The 21,511-nt window shown below is 58.9% G+C and carries 22 protein-coding genes and 1 tRNA gene; 11 read left to right on the forward strand and 12 right to left on the reverse strand.

The annotated features are described in order from the left end of the window. Positions 1–159 precede the first annotated feature (159 nt). The 4 genes from J7394_RS01605 (at position 160) to glmM (ending at position 4,258) form a co-directional block, all read left to right on the forward strand. Positions 160–801: a cell wall hydrolase gene (locus J7394_RS01605; RefSeq protein WP_209250472.1), complete on the forward strand. Its 642-nt coding sequence runs from the start codon at positions 160–162 to the stop codon at positions 799–801. A gap of 163 nt (positions 802–964) precedes the next feature. Beyond that, positions 965–1,885: a dihydroneopterin aldolase gene (locus tag J7394_RS01610; RefSeq protein ID WP_170470064.1), complete on the forward strand. Its 921-nt coding sequence runs from the start codon at positions 965–967 to the stop codon at positions 1,883–1,885. After that, positions 1,882–2,880, forward strand: a complete 999-nt coding sequence (folP, locus tag J7394_RS01615; protein ID WP_209250474.1) for a dihydropteroate synthase — start codon at positions 1,882–1,884, stop codon at positions 2,878–2,880. Before J7394_RS01610 ends, folP begins: the two co-directional genes overlap by 4 nt. A 34-nt stretch (positions 2,881–2,914) precedes the next feature. Further along, positions 2,915–4,258 carry a phosphoglucosamine mutase gene (gene glmM / locus J7394_RS01620; protein ID WP_209250476.1) on the forward strand — a complete coding sequence of 448 codons (1,344 nt, stop codon included), beginning with the start codon at positions 2,915–2,917 and terminating at the stop codon, positions 4,256–4,258. Here glmM and J7394_RS01625 read toward each other — a convergent pair. Both J7394_RS01625 and ilvC read right to left on the reverse strand, forming a co-directional pair. Next, positions 4,255–5,157, reverse strand: a complete 903-nt coding sequence (locus tag J7394_RS01625; RefSeq protein ID WP_209250478.1) for a DMT family transporter — start codon at positions 5,155–5,157, stop codon at positions 4,255–4,257. The genes glmM and J7394_RS01625 overlap by 4 nt on opposite strands. Before the next feature lie 122 nt (positions 5,158–5,279). Beyond that, entirely contained in the window at positions 5,280–6,302 is a 1,023-nt protein-coding gene (gene ilvC / locus J7394_RS01630) for a ketol-acid reductoisomerase (RefSeq protein ID WP_209250480.1), read from the reverse strand. 131 nt (positions 6,303–6,433) lie between these two features. Between ilvC and J7394_RS01635 the strand changes: the two genes are divergently transcribed. Next, positions 6,434–6,889 (forward strand): Lrp/AsnC family transcriptional regulator, encoded by a 456-nt coding sequence (locus J7394_RS01635; protein WP_209250481.1) that lies wholly within the window; start codon positions 6,434–6,436, stop codon positions 6,887–6,889. Beyond that, positions 6,886–7,344, forward strand: a complete 459-nt coding sequence (locus tag J7394_RS01640; RefSeq protein WP_209250482.1) for an Lrp/AsnC family transcriptional regulator — start codon at positions 6,886–6,888, stop codon at positions 7,342–7,344. Before J7394_RS01635 ends, J7394_RS01640 begins: the two co-directional genes overlap by 4 nt. Before the next feature lie 6 nt (positions 7,345–7,350). On the opposite strand, the gene J7394_RS01645 is transcribed toward J7394_RS01640, so the two are convergent. After that, complete coding sequence (locus J7394_RS01645) at positions 7,351–8,052, reverse strand: GntR family transcriptional regulator (protein ID WP_209250483.1); 702 nt, start codon at positions 8,050–8,052, stop codon at positions 7,351–7,353. Positions 8,053–8,284: 232 nt separating this feature from the next. On the opposite strand from J7394_RS01645, the gene J7394_RS01650 reads away from it, so the two are divergent. Then, entirely contained in the window at positions 8,285–9,412 is a 1,128-nt protein-coding gene (locus J7394_RS01650) for an aminotransferase class V-fold PLP-dependent enzyme (RefSeq protein ID WP_209250484.1), read from the forward strand. A 12-nt stretch (positions 9,413–9,424) separates the two neighbouring features. On the opposite strand, the gene J7394_RS01655 is transcribed toward J7394_RS01650, so the two are convergent. The 3 genes from J7394_RS01655 to J7394_RS01665 all read right to left on the reverse strand — a co-directional run bounded on the left by J7394_RS01655 (position 9,425) and on the right by J7394_RS01665 (position 11,674). Beyond that, positions 9,425–10,621: a UbiH/UbiF family hydroxylase gene (locus J7394_RS01655; RefSeq protein WP_209250485.1), complete on the reverse strand. Its 1,197-nt coding sequence runs from the start codon at positions 10,619–10,621 to the stop codon at positions 9,425–9,427. A 73-nt stretch (positions 10,622–10,694) separates the two neighbouring features. Further along, a complete protein-coding gene (locus J7394_RS01660; protein WP_209250486.1) occupies positions 10,695–10,943 on the reverse strand; it encodes a hypothetical protein in 249 nt (82 codons plus the stop codon). An 86-nt stretch (positions 10,944–11,029) separates the two neighbouring features. Then, positions 11,030–11,674 (reverse strand): pyrimidine 5'-nucleotidase, encoded by a 645-nt coding sequence (locus tag J7394_RS01665; RefSeq protein ID WP_209250488.1) that lies wholly within the window; start codon positions 11,672–11,674, stop codon positions 11,030–11,032. Positions 11,675–11,774: 100 nt separating this feature from the next. Between J7394_RS01665 and J7394_RS01670 the strand changes: the two genes are divergently transcribed. After that, positions 11,775–12,422, forward strand: coding sequence for a GntR family transcriptional regulator (locus J7394_RS01670; RefSeq protein ID WP_170470033.1), 648 nt, complete (start codon positions 11,775–11,777; stop codon positions 12,420–12,422). On the opposite strand, the gene J7394_RS01675 is transcribed toward J7394_RS01670, so the two are convergent. After that, positions 12,419–14,302, reverse strand: coding sequence for a glycosyltransferase (locus J7394_RS01675; RefSeq protein WP_209250490.1), 1,884 nt, complete (start codon positions 14,300–14,302; stop codon positions 12,419–12,421). The genes J7394_RS01670 and J7394_RS01675 overlap by 4 nt on opposite strands. 96 nt (positions 14,303–14,398) lie before the next feature. Further along, the gene (gene carA, locus J7394_RS01680) at positions 14,399–15,565 is read right to left on the reverse strand and encodes a glutamine-hydrolyzing carbamoyl-phosphate synthase small subunit (protein WP_209250492.1); all 1,167 of its coding nucleotides are present in this window, start codon (positions 15,563–15,565) and stop codon (positions 14,399–14,401) included. Positions 15,566–15,747: 182 nt separating this feature from the next. On the opposite strand from carA, the gene J7394_RS01685 reads away from it, so the two are divergent. After that, entirely contained in the window at positions 15,748–16,233 is a 486-nt protein-coding gene (locus tag J7394_RS01685; RefSeq protein ID WP_170457931.1) for a GatB/YqeY domain-containing protein, read from the forward strand. Positions 16,234–16,243: 10 nt separating this feature from the next. Here the strand turns inward: J7394_RS01685 and J7394_RS01690 are convergent, their stop codons facing one another. From J7394_RS01690 to ctaD, 3 genes are all read right to left on the reverse strand, one after another. After that, the gene (locus J7394_RS01690; protein ID WP_209250494.1) at positions 16,244–16,735 is read right to left on the reverse strand and encodes a DUF2244 domain-containing protein; all 492 of its coding nucleotides are present in this window, start codon (positions 16,733–16,735) and stop codon (positions 16,244–16,246) included. A 44-nt stretch (positions 16,736–16,779) separates the two neighbouring features. Then, a complete protein-coding gene (locus tag J7394_RS01695) occupies positions 16,780–17,379 on the reverse strand; it encodes a 2-hydroxychromene-2-carboxylate isomerase (RefSeq protein ID WP_209250496.1) in 600 nt (199 codons plus the stop codon). Positions 17,380–17,525: 146 nt separating this feature from the next. Next, positions 17,526–19,202, reverse strand: a complete 1,677-nt coding sequence (gene ctaD / locus J7394_RS01700) for a cytochrome c oxidase subunit I (protein ID WP_209250497.1) — start codon at positions 19,200–19,202, stop codon at positions 17,526–17,528. Between the two features lie 307 nt (positions 19,203–19,509). Here ctaD and J7394_RS01705 point away from each other — a divergent pair, with 307 nt between their 5' ends. Next, positions 19,510–19,926 carry an HIT family protein gene (locus J7394_RS01705; protein WP_209250498.1) on the forward strand — a complete coding sequence of 139 codons (417 nt, stop codon included), beginning with the start codon at positions 19,510–19,512 and terminating at the stop codon, positions 19,924–19,926. Positions 19,927–20,606: 680 nt separating this feature from the next. Here J7394_RS01705 and J7394_RS01710 read toward each other — a convergent pair. Then, positions 20,607–20,693 (reverse strand) — tRNA-Leu (locus J7394_RS01710). Between the two features lie 130 nt (positions 20,694–20,823). On the opposite strand from J7394_RS01710, the gene J7394_RS01715 reads away from it, so the two are divergent. Beyond that, positions 20,824–21,483, forward strand: coding sequence for a DsbA family oxidoreductase (locus tag J7394_RS01715; RefSeq protein WP_209250499.1), 660 nt, complete (start codon positions 20,824–20,826; stop codon positions 21,481–21,483). The last annotated feature ends 28 nt before the right edge of the window (positions 21,484–21,511 follow it).

Here is a 21,511-nt window from a genome sequence, read left to right on the forward strand (position 1 = left end):
GTCAATAAGCGAACTTGTGGCGGAATTGTTTTTCCCTACGAGCGATTTTCCACTTGTATTTGCCTCTGATCTGGACCTTTGCGCAAGACTGCGCTAAATGCCTCGTCGCGCCCGCCGGGGGAGGGTTTGGCGCGTGAAGTGCCTGTGCGAGGTTATCTGATGCTACGTTACATAATGGCTGTTGCCACATTGGCAGCAACCGTGCTGCCGAGTGCGTCCTATTCTGAGAGGGAAGCCACGGATACCGCCAAGAAAGAACTGGTTGCCCGCAATGAGTTGCCGGGTCAGAGCTTTCGGGACTATCTGAAATTGTTCCAGCCGCGCAAAGTGGCTGAACCGATCAAAGTGTCCTATTCCAAGGACTGGCTGGATCAACAGCCAAAAGCGACCGGGGATGAAGGCTGGAAATGCCTGTCCGAGGCGCTGTATTTTGAAGCCCGTGGTGAAAGCGTGCGCGGCCAGTTCGCCGTGGCCGAGGTCATCCTGAACCGGGTCAAAAGCAGCCGCTTTCCCGATAGCCTTTGCGGTGTGATCCGTCAGGGGACCGGTAAAAAGTACCAGTGCCAGTTCACCTATACATGTGATGGCCGCAAGGAAGTGATCCACGAGAAGAAAGCATTTGAGCGTGTCTCGAAAGTCGCCCGCGCGGCGATGGATGGTGTTGCCAAAGAGCTGACTGAAGGGGCGACCCACTATCACACCACTGCGGTCCGCCCGTCCTGGGCGCGGGTCTATAAACAGACGGCGCAGATTGGTGTTCACATCTTCTACCGTCACAATTACCGCACTGCGAGCAACTGAGGCAGGTCTGGCGCTGCGTCTTGAATTCAAGGCGCAGCGTATACCATTGCACGCAGAAAAAGCGTCGAAATCAGCGGTTGGAATGGCGTTTGTATGAATGCTATAGGCCCTCGAAACGCCTAGATTGGGCGAAAGTTTCACCGAGCCCAAGAAGGCCTGCTCCATGAGTTCTGAAATCCGCCTCGCTTTTGCGCACCCCTCTGAACGGTCCGAGGCGACTTCGCCCAGAGGGCCTTTGGATCGCATCTCGCTCCGTGATCATACTGTCGAGGTTGAGATCGGTGCCTTTCAGGCAGAACGCGGCACGACCCAGCGTATCTGCTTCAATATCGTGGTCGAGGTGCGCCCGCTGACCTCGGATATCGACGACGACGTGGATCGTATCCTGTCCTATGACCGCGTGACCGAGGCGATTGCCTATGAACTGGCGGCCGAGCGTCTGAACCTGTTGGAAACACTGGCCGAACGCGTGGCCGAACGTATCCTGCTGGAGCCGCAAGCAGTTCGCGTTTTTGTTCGGATCGAAAAGCTGGATCGCGGCCCCGGTGCGCTCGGGGTCGAGATCGTGCGCGGCAAGGACGCCGTGCACCACGACGTCGTCGAAGAGGAACGCCCGCATCCACGTCTTGTTTATCTATCGAATGAGGCGATGGCCTCGGATAACCTGACCGGCTGGATCGATCAGTTGGAAAACCGTCAGCGTCCCTTGATCCTGTGTGTTGGGGCCTCGGACCTTCCAGTACCGCAGACGGGTCACGCCATGACCCAGCGCCGAATCGACCTTTTGTCGATCGAACAGAACGCGTGGGTTCTGGCCGCGCGCGATCATCGCTGCGTGGTCGTTTCGACCCGGACCGAACTGGATTGGGCGATGAAGAACGGCCAGATTTGCGTTTGGGCCCCGTCAAAGATCGTTCTGGATGCCGTTGATGGCCCCTCTGCCGCGCCATCCGACGCAGTTGCGCTGGCGGCATGGTTTGCCGCCACCTTTGAGGCCAGCGAGATGATGGTGATCGGAGGCGCATTGCCGAAAGAGCCGAAAACGCCCCTGCGCGCCGTGGCCATTGATCAGGCACAATTGTGAGCCGCTACTACCGACCGTTGGTACAGCACGGTACTGCTCGTCCGGATGGAGCCGTGCCTTTGGCCGGGCAGTCGCTGTGGTTCACCCATGCCGAAGCGCTTTCGCGCGATGGAGCGTCTCAGGTCGTAGCTGCAGCGGATATCCCCGCGGATGTGCTACAGCGCCTCAGCCGCCCGCGCGCGGCGCTGTCCGGTTTGGATATAGCGCGTCCACATATCATGGGCATCCTGAACACAACGCCTGACAGCTTCTCGGACGGTGGCATCCACAGTTCGGTCGAGGCCGCGCGGGCAGGGGCCCTTGAGATGGTCTCGCGCGGTGCCACGATTCTGGATATCGGCGGAGAATCCACGCGTCCCGGAGCAGATTTTGTGCCCGCAGACGAAGAGATCACCCGGACCCGCCCGGTGATCGAAGCGATCCGGGCTGAGACCAACGCCCTGATCTCAATCGACACACGCAAGACCGCTGTAGCGAAAGCGGCCTGCGAGGCCGGGGCGGGGCTGGTCAATGATGTCTCGGGCTTCACCTTCGACCCGGAGCTTGCGCCGTTCTGCGCAGGGCTGGGCGCGCCGGTCTGTGTCATGCATATGCAGGGCGATCCCGCGACAATGCAGGACAATCCGGTCTATGAAAACGTGGTGCTGGACGTCTATGATTTTCTAGCAGGCCAGATCGAACGGCTTGAGGCGTTGGGCTTGAACCGGGATCTGATCATCGTCGATCCCGGCATTGGTTTCGGCAAGACCGAGGACCACAATCTGGTCCTCCTGCGCAACTTAAGCCTGTTCCACGGGCTGGGTTGCCCGATTCTACTGGGCGTCTCGCGCAAGGGCTTTATCGGCTCCATCGGGCAGGAGCCGCGAAAAACCGCGCGCGCGCCGGGGTCAATCGCGGTTGCTCTGGACGGATTGTCCCAGGGCGTGCAGATCATTCGGGTCCATGACGTGGCCGAGACAGCTCAGGCCTTGCGCCTATGGGCTGCCGTCCGTTAATCCGGTCACAGGCAGATTTTACGGAGAGTCAACTATGCGCAAGCTGTTCGGAACTGATGGTGTGCGAGGCACAGCCAATACGCATCCGATGACAGCAGACATGGCCTTGCGCATAGGTGCGGCGGTCGGGCGCTATTTTCGCCGCGACACGTCTGGCGTTCACCGCGTGGTCATCGGCAAGGACACGCGCCTGTCTGGCTACATGCTGGAAAACGCGCTAACGGCGGGTTTGACCTCGACCGGTATGAACGTTTTGCTGCTGGGACCGGTTCCGACCCCTGCGGTGGGTCTGATGACCCAATCCATGCGCGCGGATCTGGGAGTTATGATCTCGGCCAGCCACAATCCGGCGGAAGATAACGGCATCAAGTTCTTTGGGCCTGATGGCTATAAACTCTCGGATCAGGCCGAGCTTGAGATTGAGCGTTTGATCGAAGAGGGCGTCAGCCCCGCTCAGGCCCAGAATATCGGGCGGGCCCGCCGGGTTGATGATGCGCGATTCCGTTATGGCGAGCGGGTCAAATCCTCGCTTCCGCGCGATGTGCGTCTGGATGGTTTGAAAGTGGTGATCGACTGCGCCAATGGTGCCGCCCACCGCACGGCGCCCGAGGTCCTGTGGGAGCTTGGTGCCGAAGTAATCCCGATGGGCGTGTCGCCCAACGGTAAGAATATCAATCTCGAATGTGGTTCGACCAAGCCGCGCGTGGCTGCGGAAACCGTTGTCTCGCATGGCGCGGATGTTGGTATCTGCCTCGATGGAGATGCGGATCGGGTCGTCGTGATTGACGAAAACGGTAAGGTTGCTGATGGCGATCAACTGATGGCCCTGTTGGCCGGGGCTTGGGCTCGGGCCGAGCAACTGCGTGGTGGTGCCTTGGTGGCGACGGTCATGTCTAACCTCGGGTTGGAGCGCCATCTGCAAGGGCAGGGCCTGCGGCTGGAGCGGACGGCAGTTGGCGATCGCTATGTCGTGGAACGGATGCGCCAGGGTGGCTTCAACCTTGGCGGCGAACAATCCGGCCATATCGTCATGAGCGACTACGCGACGACTGGCGACGGCCTGATGGCTGGGCTGCATTTCCTGTCGGAGATGGTTCTGAGCGGACGCAAAGCCTCGGAGCTTGCGCAGCAGTTTGAAACGGTCCCTCAGCTGTTGAAAAACGTACGCTACCAGCAGGGTCAACTGCCGCTTGAGGTCGCCAGTGTTCAAGCCGCGATTGCCGATGCCGAAGCGCGCCTGAACGGGCAGGGTCGTCTGCTGATCCGCAAGTCAGGGACCGAGCCTCTGATCCGTGTCATGGCTGAATGCGAGGATGCTGCCCTGTTGACGCAGGTGGTTGATGGCATCGTGGCCGAGGTCGAGGCAGCGGCGTCCTAGCGCCCGATCAGGGCTTTGCGCAGGCTGAACCACTGGCTGATAGCCATGCCCGTCAGGATCAGGGTCAGTGCGATGTAGAATCGCAGGGGCAGGGCCTCGGATAGAATCCACGCTCCGAAAACCATCGACCAGACGGGGACCTGATAGTTCACGAGGGTCAGAAATACCGACCCCGCGCTGCGCGTGATCGAGACACGCAAGAGGTTCGCCAAGGCTGTCGGCACCAGGCCCAGTGCGATCAGCGCAAGAGTAGGGCGGGTGCCTTGCCATTCGGGCAACCCCTCGGTCATCAGCATGATCGGCAGCAGCAGCGCCGCTCCCACCAGCAATGTCAGGGCCGCCAGTGCAACCGGATCAACCGGGGGGCACCGTCGCGTCAGAATGGAGGAAACCGCGTAGCATAAGGCGGCTGTGATACAGGCCATCTGCGCAAGTGGCTCGGTTCCTTGGCCCAGTTGCAAAAGCCCCGGACCTATCAATACCAATGCTCCGGAAAACCCAAGGCACACCCCCAGAAATCGACGCAGGTTGAGCGGTTCGTCCGAGAAGAAATGCGCCAGTGGCAACACCATCAAGGGGATGGCCGCCATCGACAGGCCTGCAAAGGCCGAAGGCACGAATTGTTGCCCCCAACTGAGCAGTATGAACGGTATCGCCGTGGACAGCAGGCCGATCAGGATGATTGAGCCGCCAAGTGCCGGGGTGAGGGTCGGAAACCGACGTCCGGTGATCCGCATCAGCAAAAGCAGCGTCAAAGCGCCGAGCGTGGTGCGAGATGTGGCAACCGTGATCGGGCCATACCCCTCCAGCGCCATGGCCACGACCATGAATGTACCGCCCCAGATAAGGCCTAGCGAGAAGACGCCTATCCAATCCTGATTTGTGGGCTGGGACACCATAGTAGAACCTGTGGGTTGGGGGAAAATCGCTTTTGATCAGACGTTTATGGGGCGAGTTTAGCGCGGGTGCAAATGAAAAAGGGCGGCCACACGGGCCGCCCTTTCACCGACGGATGCCGGGCTTAGTTCTTTTCTTTGTCGACCATTTTGCCTGCCGAGATCCAGGGCATCATGGCGCGCAGTTTGGCACCGGTTTCCTCGATCATATGCTCGTCATTGGCACGGCGCGACGCTTTGATGGTCGGCTGGCCAACAGCGTTTTCCAGCATGAAGTCACGAACGAATTTACCCTGCTGGATGTCGTTCAGAACCTCTTTCATACGCGCTTTGGTCTCGTCGTACTTCAGGATACGCGGGCCGGTGACGTACTGGCCGTATTCGGCGGTGTTCGAGATCGAGTAGTCCATGTCGGCGATGCCGCCTTCATAGATCAGGTCAACGATCAGCTTCACTTCGTGCAGACACTCGAAATAGGCCATCTCGGGCGCGTAGCCCGCTTCGACCAGAGTTTCAAAGCCACAGCGGATCAGCTCGACCAGACCACCGCACAGAACGGCCTGTTCGCCGAACAGGTCGGTTTCGCATTCTTCACGGAAGTTGGTTTCGATGATGCCCGAGCGGCCGCCACCGATGGCCGAGCAGTAGGACAGACCGATTTCCAGTGCTTTGCCGGTCGCGTCGTTGTTGACGGCAACAAGGCAAGGCACGCCGCCGCCTTTGGTGTATTCGCCACGCACGGTGTGGCCGGGGCCTTTAGGGGCCATCATGATGACATCGACGCCTTCTTTCGGCTCGATCAGGCCGAAGTGGACGTTCAGGCCGTGCGCGAAGGCAATAGCCGAGCCCGGCTTGATGTTGTCATGCACGTATTTCTTGTAGGTCTCAGCCTGCAGTTCGTCGGGCATGGTGAACATGATGACATCGCACCATGCTGCCGCTTCGGCGATACCCATGACCGTCAGACCTTCACCTTCGGCTTTCTTGGCCGAGGGCGACCCTTCGCGCAAGGCAACGACCAGGTTCTTCGCACCCGAGTCGCGCAGGTTCAGCGCGTGCGCGTGACCTTGGCTGCCATAGCCCAGAATGGCCACTTTTTTGTCTTTGATCAGGTTGATGTCGCAATCGCGATCGTAATAGACGCGCATTTCGCTGGTCCTTTCTGTTTCGATTGCTGTGCTTTTAGCCTGAGCCTTTGGTATTGGCGATAGGGTTGGGATTGAGTATTTACGAAAAAGATGAAGAATAATTCTCTGAATTGTGGAAACGTGAAAAAATCATGCTTGATGATGTTGATCGGCGGATATTGCGCCATTTTCAGGCGGAGCCAAGCCTGACAACGGCCGAACTTGCCGAACGGTGCCGTATCAGTTCGGGCGTTTGCTGGAGGCGGATCGAAAAGATGCAGGCGGTAGGGGTGATCGAAGGACAAGAGGCCGTGATCAACTGGGCTGCTTTGGGCTACGCGGTTGAGGTCTCTTTGCGGATCACGCTGGACAAGACACAGGCGCGGGCGTTTGACGAGTTCACCGCGGCCGCACGCGAGGTCGCCGAGGTGATCGAAATTCAGACCTTCCTTGGCCGCGTGGATGTGCGCCTGTCGGTGCTGGCGCGAGACATGGCCCACTATCAGGTAGTTTATCGGGACCGCATTCTGACCCTGCCGCATATCGCTGACATCGAGGCCCTGATGCACATCGCGCGCCTTAAACGGGACGAGGTGCTGCCCGTATGATCGAGTTGGATGAAATCGACCGCAAGATCCTGCGCGCTCTGGTGCAGGACGCAACCCAAAGTGCCGGTGCGATCGGGCGTCGCTTGGACCTGTCGCAGCCTGCCACATGGCGGCGCATTCGAAGGCTGGAAGAGGCGGGTGTGATCAAGGGCCGTCGTCTACGCCTGAATGCCGAGGCTTTGGGGTTCGGCGTCACCGTCTTCCTAGGAGTCAAACTGGCGCGCAAGGGGCAGGTGAGCCTTGAGGATTTCGAGCGCGCCGTCAGCGCCATCCCCGAGGTACAGACGGTCGAGCATGTTCTGGGGCTATACGACTACCGTCTGCGTGTGGTGGCACGAGATTTGTCGGATTTCGAACGGGTCCTGCGGCGACGGATCATGACCCTTCCCGGTGCTGGCGATGTCGAGGCGAATGTCTTGCTCAGCGAAGAGCGTTTGCCCGGACCGATTGGCTGAACCGGATCAGTATTTGGTGCGAATGTAGAAGCCTGGATGATGTGTCATTCGCGCAAAGGTCAGGGGTTTTTCATCCTTCCAAGTTGTGCGCTCTAATTGAATCATCGATGTGCCTGCGGTGGTGCCCATGAACTCGGCCAACCGGCTGTCGGCGGACACGGCGCAAAAGGCGACCTCGGCATCGGTGAACGGTGCGGCATTCAGCAGCCATTCATGTGGGCCATTGTCGCTCAGGTCGGCCTCTTCGACTTCGGGGACGGTATCCAGGTTGATCCAGCGCTCTTCCAGCTGAAACGGCCTGTTGTCGGCGTAGTGCATGCAAATGACGTGCAGCACACGCGCATTTGGCGCGACGCTCAGCTGCGAGGCCAGCCAGCCGGGGCTTGTGACAACGTTGCGCTCGACCAGAGCGTAACGATACGTCGCGTTCTGGTTTTCAACCACCTGGCGGGTCAGCGAAAACTCCAGCTTGGCATGTTTGCTGGGCTCTTTCTTGACGCGGGTTCCGCTTTTGCGTTTGCGTTCGACGACCCCCTGATCGGCCAGTTCGCGCAGGGCGCGGTTCACGGTCGCGCGGGCGCAATTGAACTCTTCCGCCAGTTGGGTCTCGGTAGGCAGCAATGATCCCTGAGGCCAAATTCGGCTTTCGATCCTGCGCTTTACCTCATCTCGGACACTCTGAAAGCTGATCCGCTTATGTGCAGTCACGGGTTTTAATTTCCCTTCGTTTTAAAAGTGTATGCATCTGGGCAGAAGCACGCAGAAGTGTAAAGGGCATGTGACACTAGTTGGCGTCAATACTAAAATATTGGTGCGTTTGAGGGTTAATTTTTACTAAAAAAGCAAAGGTGACTTTGCGTCACCTTTTCGTCGGAAATGCGCTTTACCCGCAATGATAATGTGTTGAAGGTGCCGTCAACATTGATCGAAAGGACATAAAATGCCCGCCTTGCTGGATTCCATCGACCCAAATGGCCTCGAAGAATTTTCGGTTGTGTTCACGGACCGATCCCTGAATCACATGTCTGCAAGCTTTCAGCAGGTGATGCGCGATATCTCGGGCATGCTGAAACAGGTCTACAATGCGGACGGCGTTGCCATCATCCCCGGTGGTGGCACCTATGGGATGGAGGCCGTGGCCCGTCAATTTGCCCGTGATGCCAATGTCTTGGTGGTGCGCAACGGGTGGTTTTCCTACCGTTGGAGCCAGATTATCGAAAACGGCGCGCTGACTGGGTCGGTGACTGTGATGAAGGCGCGTGAAACCGGCAATGACAGCCCGTCGCCGTTTACACCCGCACCGATTGACGATGTGGTTGCAAAGATCCGCGAACAGCGTCCGGATGTGGTGTTTGCCCCGCATGTGGAAACCTCGGCCGGGGTGATTCTTCCCGATGACTATGTCTCGGCCATGGCTGCAGCTGCGCATGAGGTCGGCGCGCTGATGGTTCTGGATTGCATTGCGTCGGGCTGCGTGTGGGTCGACATGAAGGCAACCGGTGTGGACGTGCTGATCTCGGCCCCGCAAAAAGGGTGGAGCGCGTCGCCTTGTGCCGGTCTGGTCATGCTCTCGGACCGGGCCGAGGCGCGGCTGCAGGACACTCAGTCCGACAGCTTTGCCATTGATCTCAAGAAGTGGCGGCAAATCATGCAAGCCTATGAGGATGGCGGTCACGCCTATCACGCGACTATGCCAACCGACGCGCTGCGCGCATTCCGCGATACGATGGCCGAGACACAGGACTACGGCTTTGAAAAACTGTGCGAGGCGCAATGGACTTTAGGCAATGGCGTGCGCGCGATGCTAAAGGACAAGGGCATCGTTTCGGTCGCTGCTGAAGGCTTTGGCGCTCCGGGCGTTGTGGTCAGCTATACCGCCGATCCCGAGATTCAGAACGGCAAGAAATTCGCCGCTTTGGGGATGCAGATCGCGGCTGGCGTGCCTCTGCAATGTGATGAGCCTGCCGGTTTCAGCACGTTCCGGTTGGGTCTGTTCGGTCTTGATAAGCTCTATGACGTTGATGGCACGATTGCGCGTTTGAAGCGCGTGTTGGATCAGGTTCTGTAAGCCACTTGGGCCTCAGCGCATGCCGAGGCCCATCTGCATCAACGTCTTGCGCACTGGCGCCATGGAATAAAGCGCGTTGAGGCCCATGGCGCGCGCGTCCCTCAGGGGCCGCGCTTCAAGCATTGAGGTGCGGTTCAGAAGGTCGATCCCTTTCACGCGCAGCTCGATCTCTGCATGGCGGGCCTTGTGGTAGGCCTCAAGCATCTGTGTGTCGCCCAGACCATCGGGGCGGGCCTGTGCAAGGTCCAGCAGAGTCCGCAGATCGCCCAATGACATGTTCAGACCCTGCGCGCCGATGGGCGGCACGACATGGGCGGCTTCGGCCATCAGGGCAATACGCTCGCCCGACAATCGTTCGGCGGATTGGCTGATGATCGGCCAGATCGTGCGACGTGAAGCCAGCTTCAAAGGCCCGAACAACCCGCAGGAGCGTTCTGTCATCGCGGCCTCAAAAGCCTCGGCGTCGAGGTTCAGCAGTTCGACCGCGCGCGGACCACGCTCCATCCAGACAATGGCCGACGACGGCTGACCCTGCCAATCGGGCAAGGGCACCAGCGTGAACGGCCCGCCAGAGCGGTGAATCTCGGTTGAGACATTCTCATGCGCGATGGGGTGTGTCACGGCAAAGGCCAGGGCCTTTTGACCGTAACGCGTGGTGTGAACGGCTATCCCGGCGGCTTCGCGCATCGGTGAGTTGCGCCCGTCCGCGGCGATCACCAGCTTGCAGCGGATACGGCTGCCGTCACTCAGCCCCACGCGGGCCTCGGCGGTGCGAGTGAACAGGCTGACCGTCGCGGTGCCGGGGCGGAAATCGACATTGGGCAGTTCCGACAGGCGCGCGACCATCTCGCGCCGCAGCAGCCAGTTGGGCAGGTTCCAGCCAAAAGGTTGCTCGGAAATATCCGAGGCGTTGAAGTCCCGCACAACACGCGGTTCGGGAATTTCGCCGCCTGCATCAACGATCCGCATAACTTGCAGCGGTGCGGCGTGGCTGTCCAGCCGGTCCCACACTCCGCATTGTTCCAGCAAAATGCGCGAGGGTTGCAGAAACGCTGTGGTCCGCAGGTCGGATCCATCCACGTCGCGTTCGGTGATCGGCGGTGTTGGGTCCACGCAGACCACGTTGAACCCAGCGGCGCCGAATGCGGCGGCAGCGGTCAGACCAGCGATGCCGCCGCCGGAAATCAGGATATCACAGCTGTCAGTCATGGCGCATTCTCCGTTCCCGGCAAAACCTAGTTCGGTTCATGCCTCTGCGCCAAGCGACATCCTGTCCCGCGTGTCAGCCCCGCGAAATCAGGATGAGGACCAGAAACATCACCGGAACCATCATCAATGCGGGGATGTATAGGCCCGGCAGACCAAACAGCAATGCCGAACAGCCCCACATGCTGACAATCGCAGCGGCGGTATAGCCCAGATCTTCGGGGCGGCCATCGGCCACGTCGCGGGCCATCCGGCCAAAGAGGGGAATTGCAAAAAGGAGGCGCTGCCAAATCGGCAGGCGCTGCGGCATCATTGTCGCGGTCATCGGGGTCTCCGTTCTGTTCGTCGCAGCCCGGCATATAGGGATGATTTTGCAGCTGCAGAATATGCAGATCGTCGCAGTGTGACAGCCTATCGCAGGCGGGCGAGGAAGGCGGTCAGATCGTCGGTGTGGTGGTGGATATGATCGGCGTCATGAGGGTCGGGCGCGACATGAACCGTGCGCATTCCCATCTCATGCGGGGCGGCCAGATTGCGCGGGTCGTCTTCGAACATCGCGGCCGTTTCGGTTGTGATTCCGTCCTGCGCAAAGATCGCCTCGAACGCGGCCTTTTCGGGTTTGGGCCGATATCCGGCATGCTCGACCCCGTAGATGGCATCGAACAGACCGGTCAGCCCACGCGCCTCAAGGACACGCTCGGCATAAGGCGCGCTGCCATTGGTGTAGACGATGCGGCGACCGGGCAGCGCGCGTATGTGGTCGGCCAGTTCGGCGTCCGCGTCCATGTGGCTCAGGTCGACTTGGTGAACCGCATGCAGGTAAGGGTCGGGATCCAGATTATGCTCGGCCATCAAACCGGCCAGAGTCGTCCCGTACTCGCGCCAGTAATGCCCCCGCAGCCGGTCAGCCTCGGCCCGGTCGACACCGATGGCTTGCACGACATAATCCGTCATCAACACCTCGATCTGATCGAACAGGCGCATCTGCGGCGGGTAGAGGGTGTTGTCCAGATCGAACACCCATTGCGTGACGTGGCTGAAGGACGGTTTGACCATGCCTTGGGTGTAGGGCGCTGCGGGCGGGTTTTCAATGCCGCACTTGATTGCAGGCGGTTAGGACGGATAGACAGGTTCGAACGAGGAGACCAATCGCCCCATGCCCCAATCCAGACACCCCAGCAAAGACGCGTATACGCTGATACTCGACGCCATTGATGTCGGTATCTACAAGCCCGGAGATCGTCTGGTTGAAAGCGAATTGGCCGAACGGTTCGGCGTATCCCGCACCCCCATTCGCGAGGCGTTGCAACGTCTGGAAACGCAGTCTCTGTTGGAACGGGACGGGCGATCGCTGATCGTGGCTTCCCTGAACCACAACCAAATGGCCGAACTTTACATCGTGCGGCGCGAGTTAGAGGGGTTGGCCGCAAGCCTCGCGGCCAAACATGCGACCGAGGAAGAAATTCGCGTATTGCAGGAGATGGTGGCCGAGGATGATGCGCTGGTCGATGATCCGGCGGCACTTTCGCGGGCGAATCGACGGTTTCATGAGCAGATCCATCTGGCCTCGCACAACCGATATCTAGTGCAGCAACTGGACCTTGTGCATCGGACCATGGCGTTGATGGCAACCACGTCTCTGGCGGCGCAAGGGCGCAGTGAAATCGCGCAGAGCGAACATAAGGGCATCGTCGAAGCCATCGCCGCGCGGGACGAAGAGGGCGCGGCGAAAGCGCTGAAAGAGCATATCTCGGTCGCGTTCATGACCCGTCTGAAGCAGGACGCGATCCGGCGCGACGGCTAGGTGTCCTGCAGCGGTAGGTCCTCAGATGCTTGCCCGTGTTGGGTTTTGTCCCAGAAGAAGGGTTTGGCGGCCAGTTCCCACAGCGCTTTGTAGGCCGCCACGACCCCGAGCGGGAAATATAGGATCATCGTAGGCACCCACGGAAGTAGAAAGCGCCGCTCTTTCGCCCAGACGGCGATGACGCCGATGATGAAGTTTAACGCTTCTGCGGCCAGAAACAGCCAGATCAGGGTTTTGAAGGTCTGCATCGGGATCACCTGGAGGAACGGGTTGTTCAGCCCCAGCGTGGTCAGCCAGAACATCCACAGGACAGGGGCCAGCAAAAACTGCCCGACCGTACCCATGAAAAACGCCTGAATGCCGATGAATTTAAGCGGCCCCAGATCCCGCAGCAGGCGCAATGGCGCACGCATATGGACAAGATAGGTGACCATGAACCCCTTGAGCCAGCGCGAGCGTTGCTTGACCCAAGGCCAGGCGCGAAAGTTGGCCTCTTCAAAAGTAGTGGTGTTCACGATCTCGGTCCGGTAGCCGGCGCGGCAGAGGCGCACGCCCAGATCGGCGTCCTCGGTCACGTTATGGGCGTCCCATCCGCCAAGCTCCAGCAGTTTATCGCGGCGAAAGAAGAAGGTCGTGCCGCCCAGAGGAACCACGAAGCCCAGTTTGGCGATCCCCGGAAGAATGACACGGAACCAGCTGTTGTATTCGATGGTAAAGCAGCGAGAGCGCCAATTGGTGCGCGGGTTATAGTAGTCCAGCGCACCCTGCAGGCAGACGACTTCGGGTGCAGCCTGTGTGAAATGATCAACGACCCGCTCAATCTGGTCGGGTTGTGGGGCGTCTTCGGCATCCCAGACCCCCAGAATGTCGCCGCGACAGAAATCCAAAGCGTAGTTCATGGCGCGGGGTTTGGTGGTCAGGCCGTTCAACTCGGGCACTTCGATGGTTCGGATCCAGCTGGGCAGGTCGACCTTTGACAATGTGTCCCGCGTGACATCGTCTTTTTCCTCCAGCACCAAAATCACATCCAGCAGCGCCTTGGGGTAGGTCAGGCGCTGCAGGCGCCGGATCAGCGCGCCTGCGATCTCGCGCTCTTTGTACAAAGGTACCATGATCGACACGCAGGGCTGCCGCAGAGCGGTCACCGGCGAGGAGGGGGCTGGCTGTGGGCGCAAGTTTTGGTGGGCAAAAGCCAAGAGGCCCGAGAACCTCATGATCATGAACAGCAGAAGCGACACCACTGCCGCCGTCGCCAGAACGGCCATCCCCGTCAGCGGAAACGAGACGAAGGCCAGTAGCGCCAGCGCCACAATGCTCGCGCTGCGGGTCCGACTCCAGGCGGTCCAGGTGCGGCAGCTTTGATCTTCGGTCACGCGGGCCTCGGCGTTTTCGGCCAACTGATCCGAGAAGATCTGCGCAATCGAGCGGTCGATCTGATCGGCGGCCGCGACAACCGGTACGATGGTCAAGTCGCAGCCCGCCATTTCGGCCGACACCGTGGCAAAGCGATCCGGGCGCGCGGTGGCGACAAACAGAAACGGACCGATCCGCAGCCACGGGATCACATTGTGCCGCAGCCAGAACTCCATGGGTTTGAGAGCGCTTAGCTCAGCAGAAGGCGGGGTTTGCACCAGATCGGCGATCTGCAGGTTGGTTTGCGCGGACAAAGCGGCCAGAACATCTTTGCGGCTGGCCCAGCCTTCACTCACCAGAATTTCTCCGAGCGGAGCATTCTGACGGGCCTGAAGGTCCAGCGCACGATCCAGCTGGTCCTGCGTGATCACTCCGGCATCAACCAGACATGCACCTACGGGTTTGCGAAGCTCAGAAGACGGGATCGGATGTGTTGCAGCGGCTTTTTGTGCGTTCAAATCAACCATAAAAGAAAAAACCCCGACGCCTTTTGTTGGCGTCAGGGTTGAACGACTAAGGTTAACGCGCGGTTAACTCTGATAAACACACAGGAATTTTGGTGTTTATGCCTGTGCTTTTGTATCCGCCATCGCGCTGGAAAAGCGCTCGAACAGGTAGAAACTGTCCTGCGGTCCGGGGGACGCCTCGGGGTGGTATTGAACCGAATACACCGGGCGGTCGGTCATGCGGATGCCGCAGTTGGAGCCGTCAAACAACGAGCGGTGCGTTTCCACAACGCCGTCGGGCAGCGACTGCGCATCGACCGCAAAGCCATGGTTCATCGAGGTGATCTCGACCTTACCGGTTTCCAGATCCTTGACCGGGTGGTTTGCGCCATGGTGGCCGTGGTTCATCTTGACGGTCTGCCCGCCAAGCGCCAAGGCCAGCATCTGGTGACCAAGGCAAATGCCAAAAACCGGCAGCTTGGTGGTGTCGAGTATCTCCTTGATCATCGGCACGGCATATTCGCCTGTAGCCGCCGGATCGCCGGGGCCGTTGGACAGAAAGACGCCGTCGGGCTCATGGGCCAGAACCTCGGCCGCTGTCGCGGTTGCGGGCAGAACGGTCACGTCGCATCCGGCCGACGCCAGGCAGCGTAGGATGTTGCGCTTGGCGCCGAAATCAAGGGCGACAACCTTGTGGGCAGGGGCCTCTTGCCGTTGATAGCCGTCTGGCCAGGCCCAACGCATCTCATCCCAGCGGTAGCTTTGGGCGCAGGTGACGTCTTTCGCGAGATCCATCCCTTCAAGCCCGGCAAAGCCGCGTGCGGCGGACACCAGCGCTTCGATATCGAAGTTACCTTCGGGGTCGTGGGCCAATGCGACATGCGGCGCACCCTGCTGGCGGATTGCGCGGGTAAGGCGGCGGGTGTCGATGCCACCGATCGCGATACGGCCACGACGCTCCAGCCAGCCCTTCAGCTCTTCAGCCGAGCGCCAGTTTGACGGCTCTGTCGGGTCCCATTTGACGACCATGCCCGCAGCTACTGGATCACCGGTTTCATCGTCTTCAGGGTTCACACCGACATTGCCGATATGCGGGAAGGTGAAGGTAACGATCTGCCCGGCATAAGAGGGGTCGGTCATGATCTCTTGATAACCGGTCATGGCGGTGTTGAAGCACAGCTCGGCCACGGTCTGTCCGGTGGCGCCGAAGCCCATTCCGTAGAACAAAGTTCCGTCGGCCAAAGCCAGACATGCGGTGGGCTTGGACGGGGCGTTCTGGGCCATGGCGCAACTCTCCTGCAGGTAAATCGGCGCATACCTAAGGGGGTTATACGTTCGGGTCAAGTCTGATCATTTTTTAGGCTATCTTTGTTTTTCAATAGGTTAGCGGTATTCACCCCCTGTTGTGTCACGCTTTTTGTTTGGATATGTTCGGGGTTCCTTTGTCATGGGGATGGACAAACCATATGGACATGCGATCACGGGTGAATGCCGCCCTGAAGCAAGCGATGAAAGACAAGGCGGCCGAGAGGCTGTCGACTCTGCGGTTGATTAATGCTGCGATCAAGGATCGCGATATCGCCGCGCGCGGCTCGCAAAACGAAGAGGCCAAGGGCTGCGGTGATGCCGAGGTTCTTGAAATTCTTGGTAAAATGACCAAGCAGCGCAAGGAAAGCGCCCGAGCCTATGAAGAGGGCGGACGTCTGGATCTGGCGGAACGGGAATTGCTGGAAGTCTCGGTGATCGAGGAGTTCCTGCCCAAGCAGCTGGATGAAGATGAGGTCTCGAAAGCGATTCAGACCGCTATCACTGCGACTGGCGCGGGCTCGATCCGCGATATGGGCAAGGTGATGGGCGAGTTGAAGACGCGATACACCGGTCAGATGGATTTCGGTAAGGTCGGCCCAATGGTCAAAGACCATCTGTGCGCCGCCTCAAACGGAGACTGCTGAGGCTGAACCTCTACTGCGCGGCCGGTCCGCGCAGTTTTGCGATCAGGTCGTCATAGAGGGTGATCCGTTCATCCTCGGACAGAAACGCGCCAATTTCGACTTCGCGACCGGCTCCGATCAGGGTCACGTAGTGCGGCACTGGCCCACCGGTTTCGTGCATTTCGGGGCGCGCCCAATACCTGTTGCAAGACCATTCCTGCCGCTGTTTTCCCGGAGACTGATGGACCAGTCGCGCCTGTGAGCCGCTGAGGGTCAGAATCTCGACCGCGCTGCGCGCGCGGTAGTTCGTCTGGATCGCGAGCCACAGGCCCAGAACTGTCAGCAACAGGAAGGGCAGCAACCCCCACAGGACAACCGAGCCCAGCATGGCCAGAATGGGAATAAGGCCGAACGTGAAGACCGACAGGATCACGATCATCGCGCCGCGCGGGGGCAATGAGTTATGCGGCCAGAGGCGCAATTCCTGTTCGGTGTCCGAGGTATGATTCCATTGATAGGGCATAGTGGAAAACTAGCGCAAAGTTATGTGCTGTCTAAGGTTAAAGATCACACCACGTGGCCAACCCGGACCCAGGACAGCGCATCGTCTAATCTGTCATCGCCCCAGAAAACCTCGCCCCTGACGACAAGGCTGGGCGCGCCAAAAACCCCGAGGCGTTTTGCGTGTTCGGTCTCTGCCTCTAACGCCGCAACGGCATCAGGGCTGCGCGCGCGGGAAAGGACAAGGCGGGGATCTTGCTGGCACCGCAATAGGGCCTCGGACAGTGCGGTCTCACTGCCTGCTTCGACACCGTCTTCGAACCAGATCCGATAGAGGTTCTGGGTGAAATCCTTGCCCCAACCTTCACTCATCCCGAGTAGAGCGATCTGATTGGCCAGAGGCAGGTCCGAAATTGGGTAAGGCGCAGGCAGCGTGGCATGGATATGATACTTGGCGGCCCGGCGCTCGATATCACGCCACATATAGGCAGATTTCACAGGCTTGCCGGCGAAGGGTACGTTCTGCTGTTCGGACATCACGCTGCGCACGTTGAACGGACGCCAGCGCACTGAGGTATCGTTTTCGGCGCACCAATCATCAAGGCGCATGATCGTCAGAAAGCTGTATGTGCTGCCGATCGAATACCAAAAGTCAATTTCGGGCATCTGGACCCTCCCCGGATTGCCGGATGAGTTTCCCTTACCAGAATAGCCTATTTTGCCCGATCTGGCGATGTGTTGTTAGAAAAGGTGAGAGCGCAAAGAAAAACCCCGCCGGGATGGCGGGGTTTTCTTGGTTTCTCAGCCGGGGCTTAGTGCGCGTGGCCTTTGTCCCAGTCTTCCTGCTTTGGCAGCTGCTCGAACGTGTGTTCGGGCGGCGGGGTCGGCAGGGTCCATTCCAGTGTATCCGCGTATTCGTTCCACGGGTTCGGACGTGTCTCTTTCGCGCCACGCAGCAGGGCGTAGATCACGATGCCGAAGAACAGCAGGAACGAAGCGAAGGACACGAATGCACCGATCGACGAAACAAAGTTCCACTGAGCGAACGCCTCAGGGTAGTCGATATAGCGGCGCGGCATGCCCTGGCGGCCCAGGAAGTGCTGCGGGAAGAAGGTCAGGTTCGCGCCGATGAAGAACATCCAGAAGTGGATCTTGCCCCAGAACTCGGAATACTGACGACCGGTCATCTTCGAGAAGTAGAAGTAGACGCCAGCGAAGATCGCGAAGACGGCACCCAAGCTCATCACATAGTGGAAGTGCGCCACAACGTAGTAGGTGTCGTGATAGGCACGGTCGATACCGGCCTGCGACAGAACCACACCGGTCACACCACCAACGGTGAACAGGAACAGGAAGCCGAAGGCGAACAGCATCGGTGTCTTGAACTCGATCGAGCCGCCCCACATGGTCGCAATCCACGAGAAGACCTTAACACCAGTTGGAACCGCGATGACCATCGTGGCCAGCATGAAGTAGGCCTGCTGACGAAGCGACATGCCAACGGTGTACATGTGGTGCGCCCACACGACGAAGCCCAGCACACCGATCGCGATGATCGCCCAGACCATCGGCAGGTAACCGAAGATCGGCTTGCGTGCGAAGGTCGCAATCACGTGGCTGATGATGCCGAAACCGGGCAGGATCACGATATACACTTCCGGGTGGCCGAAGAACCATAGGATGTGCTGATACAGGATCGGATCGCCGCCACCGGCCGGATCAAAGAAGGTGAAGCCAAAGTTGCGGTCCATCAGCAGCATGGTGATCGCGCCCGCCAGAACCGGCAGCGACAGCAGAATCAGCCACGAGGTGACGAAGATCGACCAGCTGAACAGCGGCACCTTGAACAGGGTCATGCCCGGGGCACGCATGTTCAGGAAGGTGGTGATCATGTTGATCGCGCCGAGGATCGAGGAGGCACCCGATACGTGCACGGCAAAGATCGCAAGGTCCATGGACATGCCGCTTTCGGTTGTTGACAGCGGTGGGTAGAGGACCCAACCAACTCCCGAGCCGGGTTGAACCGAACCATCGGGATAAGTTCCCCCACCTGGAGCCAGCAGCGAGGCCACACCCAGCGAGGTACCAGCGACATACAGCCAGAAGGACAGGTTGTTCATCCGCGGGAACGCCATATCCGGCGCGCCGATCTGCAACGGCATGAAATAGTTGCCAAATCCGCCAAACAGGGCAGGGATGACAACGAAGAACATCATCAGAACACCGTGATAGGTGATCATCACGTTCCACAGGTGTCCGTTGGGGGTACATGGATCGGCCATGAAGCCTTCCAGGCACATGTACTGAACACCGGGGTGCATCAGCTCAAGCCGCATGTAAACGGTCATCGCCACCGAGATGAACCCGGCGATAGCCGAGAAGATCAGGTAGAGAATCCCGATGTCCTTGTGGTTGGTCGACATGAACCAGCGCTGAAAGAACGAGCGCTCGTCTTCATGATCGTGGCCATGAATGGCTGCGTCTGCCATTTTAGGTGCCTCCTGTTGCAACTACGCCGCGCAACCAGACCTCTCCGGTGCGCAGGATTACTGCTGGTTTTAGATTGCGTTGAGGTTGCCTTCAATGGCCGAGTTTGATCTGGATCAAGAATAATTGTCGCGGGCAGGGGGCTGCGCCGCGAATTCAGATCATCAATGGGTCGAATCTGGCTATTTCATCCCAGCTTTCAAGAGGTCACGCAGGTTCGTCAGCCTGAATCGGCCGAGTTCCGCCTTGACCGACGCACGTTCGAACCGCAGAACTCCTTTGAACCCATTGCAAATTCAGAGGCCCGACATGTCAGCATATGATCCGGAGAACATCTTCGCCAAAATCCTGCGCGGAGAAATCCCCTCGACCCGCGTATACGAAGATGATGAGACGCTGGCGTTCATGGACATCATGCCGCGCGCCGATGGTCATCTGCTGGTCATCCCGAAAACCCCGTGCCGCAATGTGCTGGACGCCACTCCCGAGCAGTTGAATGCCGTTATGGCGACCGTTCAGAAACTGGCCCGCGCTGCCAAGCGGGCGTTTGACGCCGGTGGGGTGACCATTCAGCAGTTCAACGAAGCCGCAGGCGGGCAGGAGGTCTTCCACCTGCATTTCCACATTCTGCCCCGGCATGAAGGCGAGGCCCTGCGTGCGCCCGGAAAGATGGGGGATTTCGAAGAGATCGCCAAACACGCCGAACAGATCAAGGCTGCGCTATAGGCTTCTCGGCTGTATGAAATCGTGTATTGGCTCGTCCGAACCGCTTGAAGCATAGTCAGGAAACGAAATTGCCGTTCCGATTTGGGGTCGGAACGGCAGACTCGTACCCATACACTTCACGGGTCACCGGAGCAGATCCGGGTTACCGGTTAACATACCACTCACTCAAGACTGGTAGGACAATGTTACTCTGTAACCGGGCGAATGTATGCCGGTTTAGTGAAATTTGGTTAAGCTTTTACTTAAATGGCCACAATTGCTGTCGAATATTGCAGGGTTGAAATGACCTATGGCTGCAGCTTGGAAACAGAGGGGCGCGTGCGTAGGGATTGTACGTGGATTTGGGCGACTCGGCGATTCGATCAGGGCATTTGACGCGCTAGGCTCAAGAGCAATAGCCAATAGGAAAAGAGTGCGACGAATGCGATTGCGAACAGGAACGTCTTGGGGCGCTTGATGTACCTTATTACCACGCGCTGCCAGTCATTCAGCCTGCCAAACAAGATCGCTTTTCGAGGCGAACAAAACAACCTTCTTGGCGCACAAGTGGTTCTCATTTGCAAAAGGTAGAAAGCTTGGGCACGGTAATGCTGTTCCGTCAAAGACCGAGGAAAAGCTGCTCTTCAGTTGCTTAGAATAGTCGCGGCATTGAGGGTAAATAGCCAAGCTATTGTTTTTGTTGGTGCGGTCGAGAAGACTCGAACTTCCACGGGAGTTACCCCACAGCGACCTCAACGCTGCGCGTCTACCAATTCCGCCACGACCGCACTGCCAATGACTTGGTAGCGCGGCGTATAGACCCTTAAAACCCGGATGTGAAGAGGCAAAAGCGCGTCGGTTTAAATTCAGCACCGGCATTCATATCTTTAGCAGCCAACCACCCTGTAGGAGCCCCCGATGACCACCCCGGATACCCGTCCCGTTGTTCAGATTGATGTTGTCTCTGATGTCGTATGCCCTTGGTGTATCGTTGGCTTCAAACAGCTTGATCAGGCGTTGCAGCAGCAAAACGTGCTGGCGCGGCTCAGGTGGCATCCGTTCGAGCTGAACCCGCAGATGCCAGCCGAGGGGCAGAACCTGCGCGAACACATCATGGAGAAATACGGCAGCACCGCCGAACAAAGCGCACAGGCGCGCGAGAGGCTGACCTCGATTGGGGCAGAGCTTGGCTTTGCTTTCAATTTCACAGACGACAGCCGCATGGTGAATACGTTCCAGGCGCATCAGTTGTTGGACTGGGCCGAGGGTCAAGGGCGGCAGCATCCCCTGAAGCTTGCGCTTTTCCAGGCTTATTTTACGGATCAAAAGGATGCTTCTGACATCGATGTACTGGCAGACGCGGCTGAGGCGGTAGGGTTGGACCCGCAAGCCGCGCGGGCGGCTTTGGCATCCGGGGATCATCAGGCCTCGGTGCGGGAGAAACAGCAATTCTGGACCAGTCGCGGGATCTCCGGCGTGCCTTCGATGGTGTTCGCCGGGAAATACCTGACCACAGGAGCGCAAGGGGTCGAGACATACGCCAATGTCCTCAAGCAATGCCTGGAAGAGGCCGCGTGACCTCTTTCCCCCAACCGACCGGCACGGT

Origin of the sequence: Ruegeria sp. R13_0, from assembly GCF_017743995.1 — a bacterium.
GTDB lineage: Bacteria > Pseudomonadota > Alphaproteobacteria > Rhodobacterales > Rhodobacteraceae > Ruegeria.

Coding starts and splice junctions, on each gene's coding strand:
- J7394_RS01605 (WP_209250472.1), top strand. CDS start 160: ATGCTACGTTACATAATGGCTGTTGCCACATTGGCAGCAACCGTGCTG.
- J7394_RS01610 (WP_170470064.1), top strand. CDS start 965: ATGAGTTCTGAAATCCGCCTCGCTTTTGCGCACCCCTCTGAACGGTCC.
- glmM (WP_209250476.1), top strand. CDS start 2,915: ATGCGCAAGCTGTTCGGAACTGATGGTGTGCGAGGCACAGCCAATACG.
- J7394_RS01625 (WP_209250478.1), bottom strand. CDS start 5,157: ATGGTGTCCCAGCCCACAAATCAGGATTGGATAGGCGTCTTCTCGCTA.
- ilvC (WP_209250480.1), bottom strand. CDS start 6,302: ATGCGCGTCTATTACGATCGCGATTGCGACATCAACCTGATCAAAGAC.
- J7394_RS01635 (WP_209250481.1), top strand. CDS start 6,434: ATGCTTGATGATGTTGATCGGCGGATATTGCGCCATTTTCAGGCGGAG.
- J7394_RS01640 (WP_209250482.1), top strand. CDS start 6,886: ATGATCGAGTTGGATGAAATCGACCGCAAGATCCTGCGCGCTCTGGTG.
- J7394_RS01650 (WP_209250484.1), top strand. CDS start 8,285: ATGCCCGCCTTGCTGGATTCCATCGACCCAAATGGCCTCGAAGAATTT.
- J7394_RS01655 (WP_209250485.1), bottom strand. CDS start 10,621: ATGACTGACAGCTGTGATATCCTGATTTCCGGCGGCGGCATCGCTGGT.
- J7394_RS01660 (WP_209250486.1), bottom strand. CDS start 10,943: ATGACCGCGACAATGATGCCGCAGCGCCTGCCGATTTGGCAGCGCCTC.
- J7394_RS01665 (WP_209250488.1), bottom strand. CDS start 11,674: ATGGTCAAACCGTCCTTCAGCCACGTCACGCAATGGGTGTTCGATCTG.
- J7394_RS01670 (WP_170470033.1), top strand. CDS start 11,775: ATGCCCCAATCCAGACACCCCAGCAAAGACGCGTATACGCTGATACTC.
- J7394_RS01675 (WP_209250490.1), bottom strand. CDS start 14,302: ATGGTTGATTTGAACGCACAAAAAGCCGCTGCAACACATCCGATCCCG.
- carA (WP_209250492.1), bottom strand. CDS start 15,565: ATGGCCCAGAACGCCCCGTCCAAGCCCACCGCATGTCTGGCTTTGGCC.
- J7394_RS01685 (WP_170457931.1), top strand. CDS start 15,748: ATGGACATGCGATCACGGGTGAATGCCGCCCTGAAGCAAGCGATGAAA.
- J7394_RS01690 (WP_209250494.1), bottom strand. CDS start 16,735: ATGCCCTATCAATGGAATCATACCTCGGACACCGAACAGGAATTGCGC.
- J7394_RS01695 (WP_209250496.1), bottom strand. CDS start 17,379: ATGCCCGAAATTGACTTTTGGTATTCGATCGGCAGCACATACAGCTTT.
- ctaD (WP_209250497.1), bottom strand. CDS start 19,202: ATGGCAGACGCAGCCATTCATGGCCACGATCATGAAGACGAGCGCTCG.
- J7394_RS01705 (WP_209250498.1), top strand. CDS start 19,510: ATGTCAGCATATGATCCGGAGAACATCTTCGCCAAAATCCTGCGCGGA.
- J7394_RS01715 (WP_209250499.1), top strand. CDS start 20,824: ATGACCACCCCGGATACCCGTCCCGTTGTTCAGATTGATGTTGTCTCT.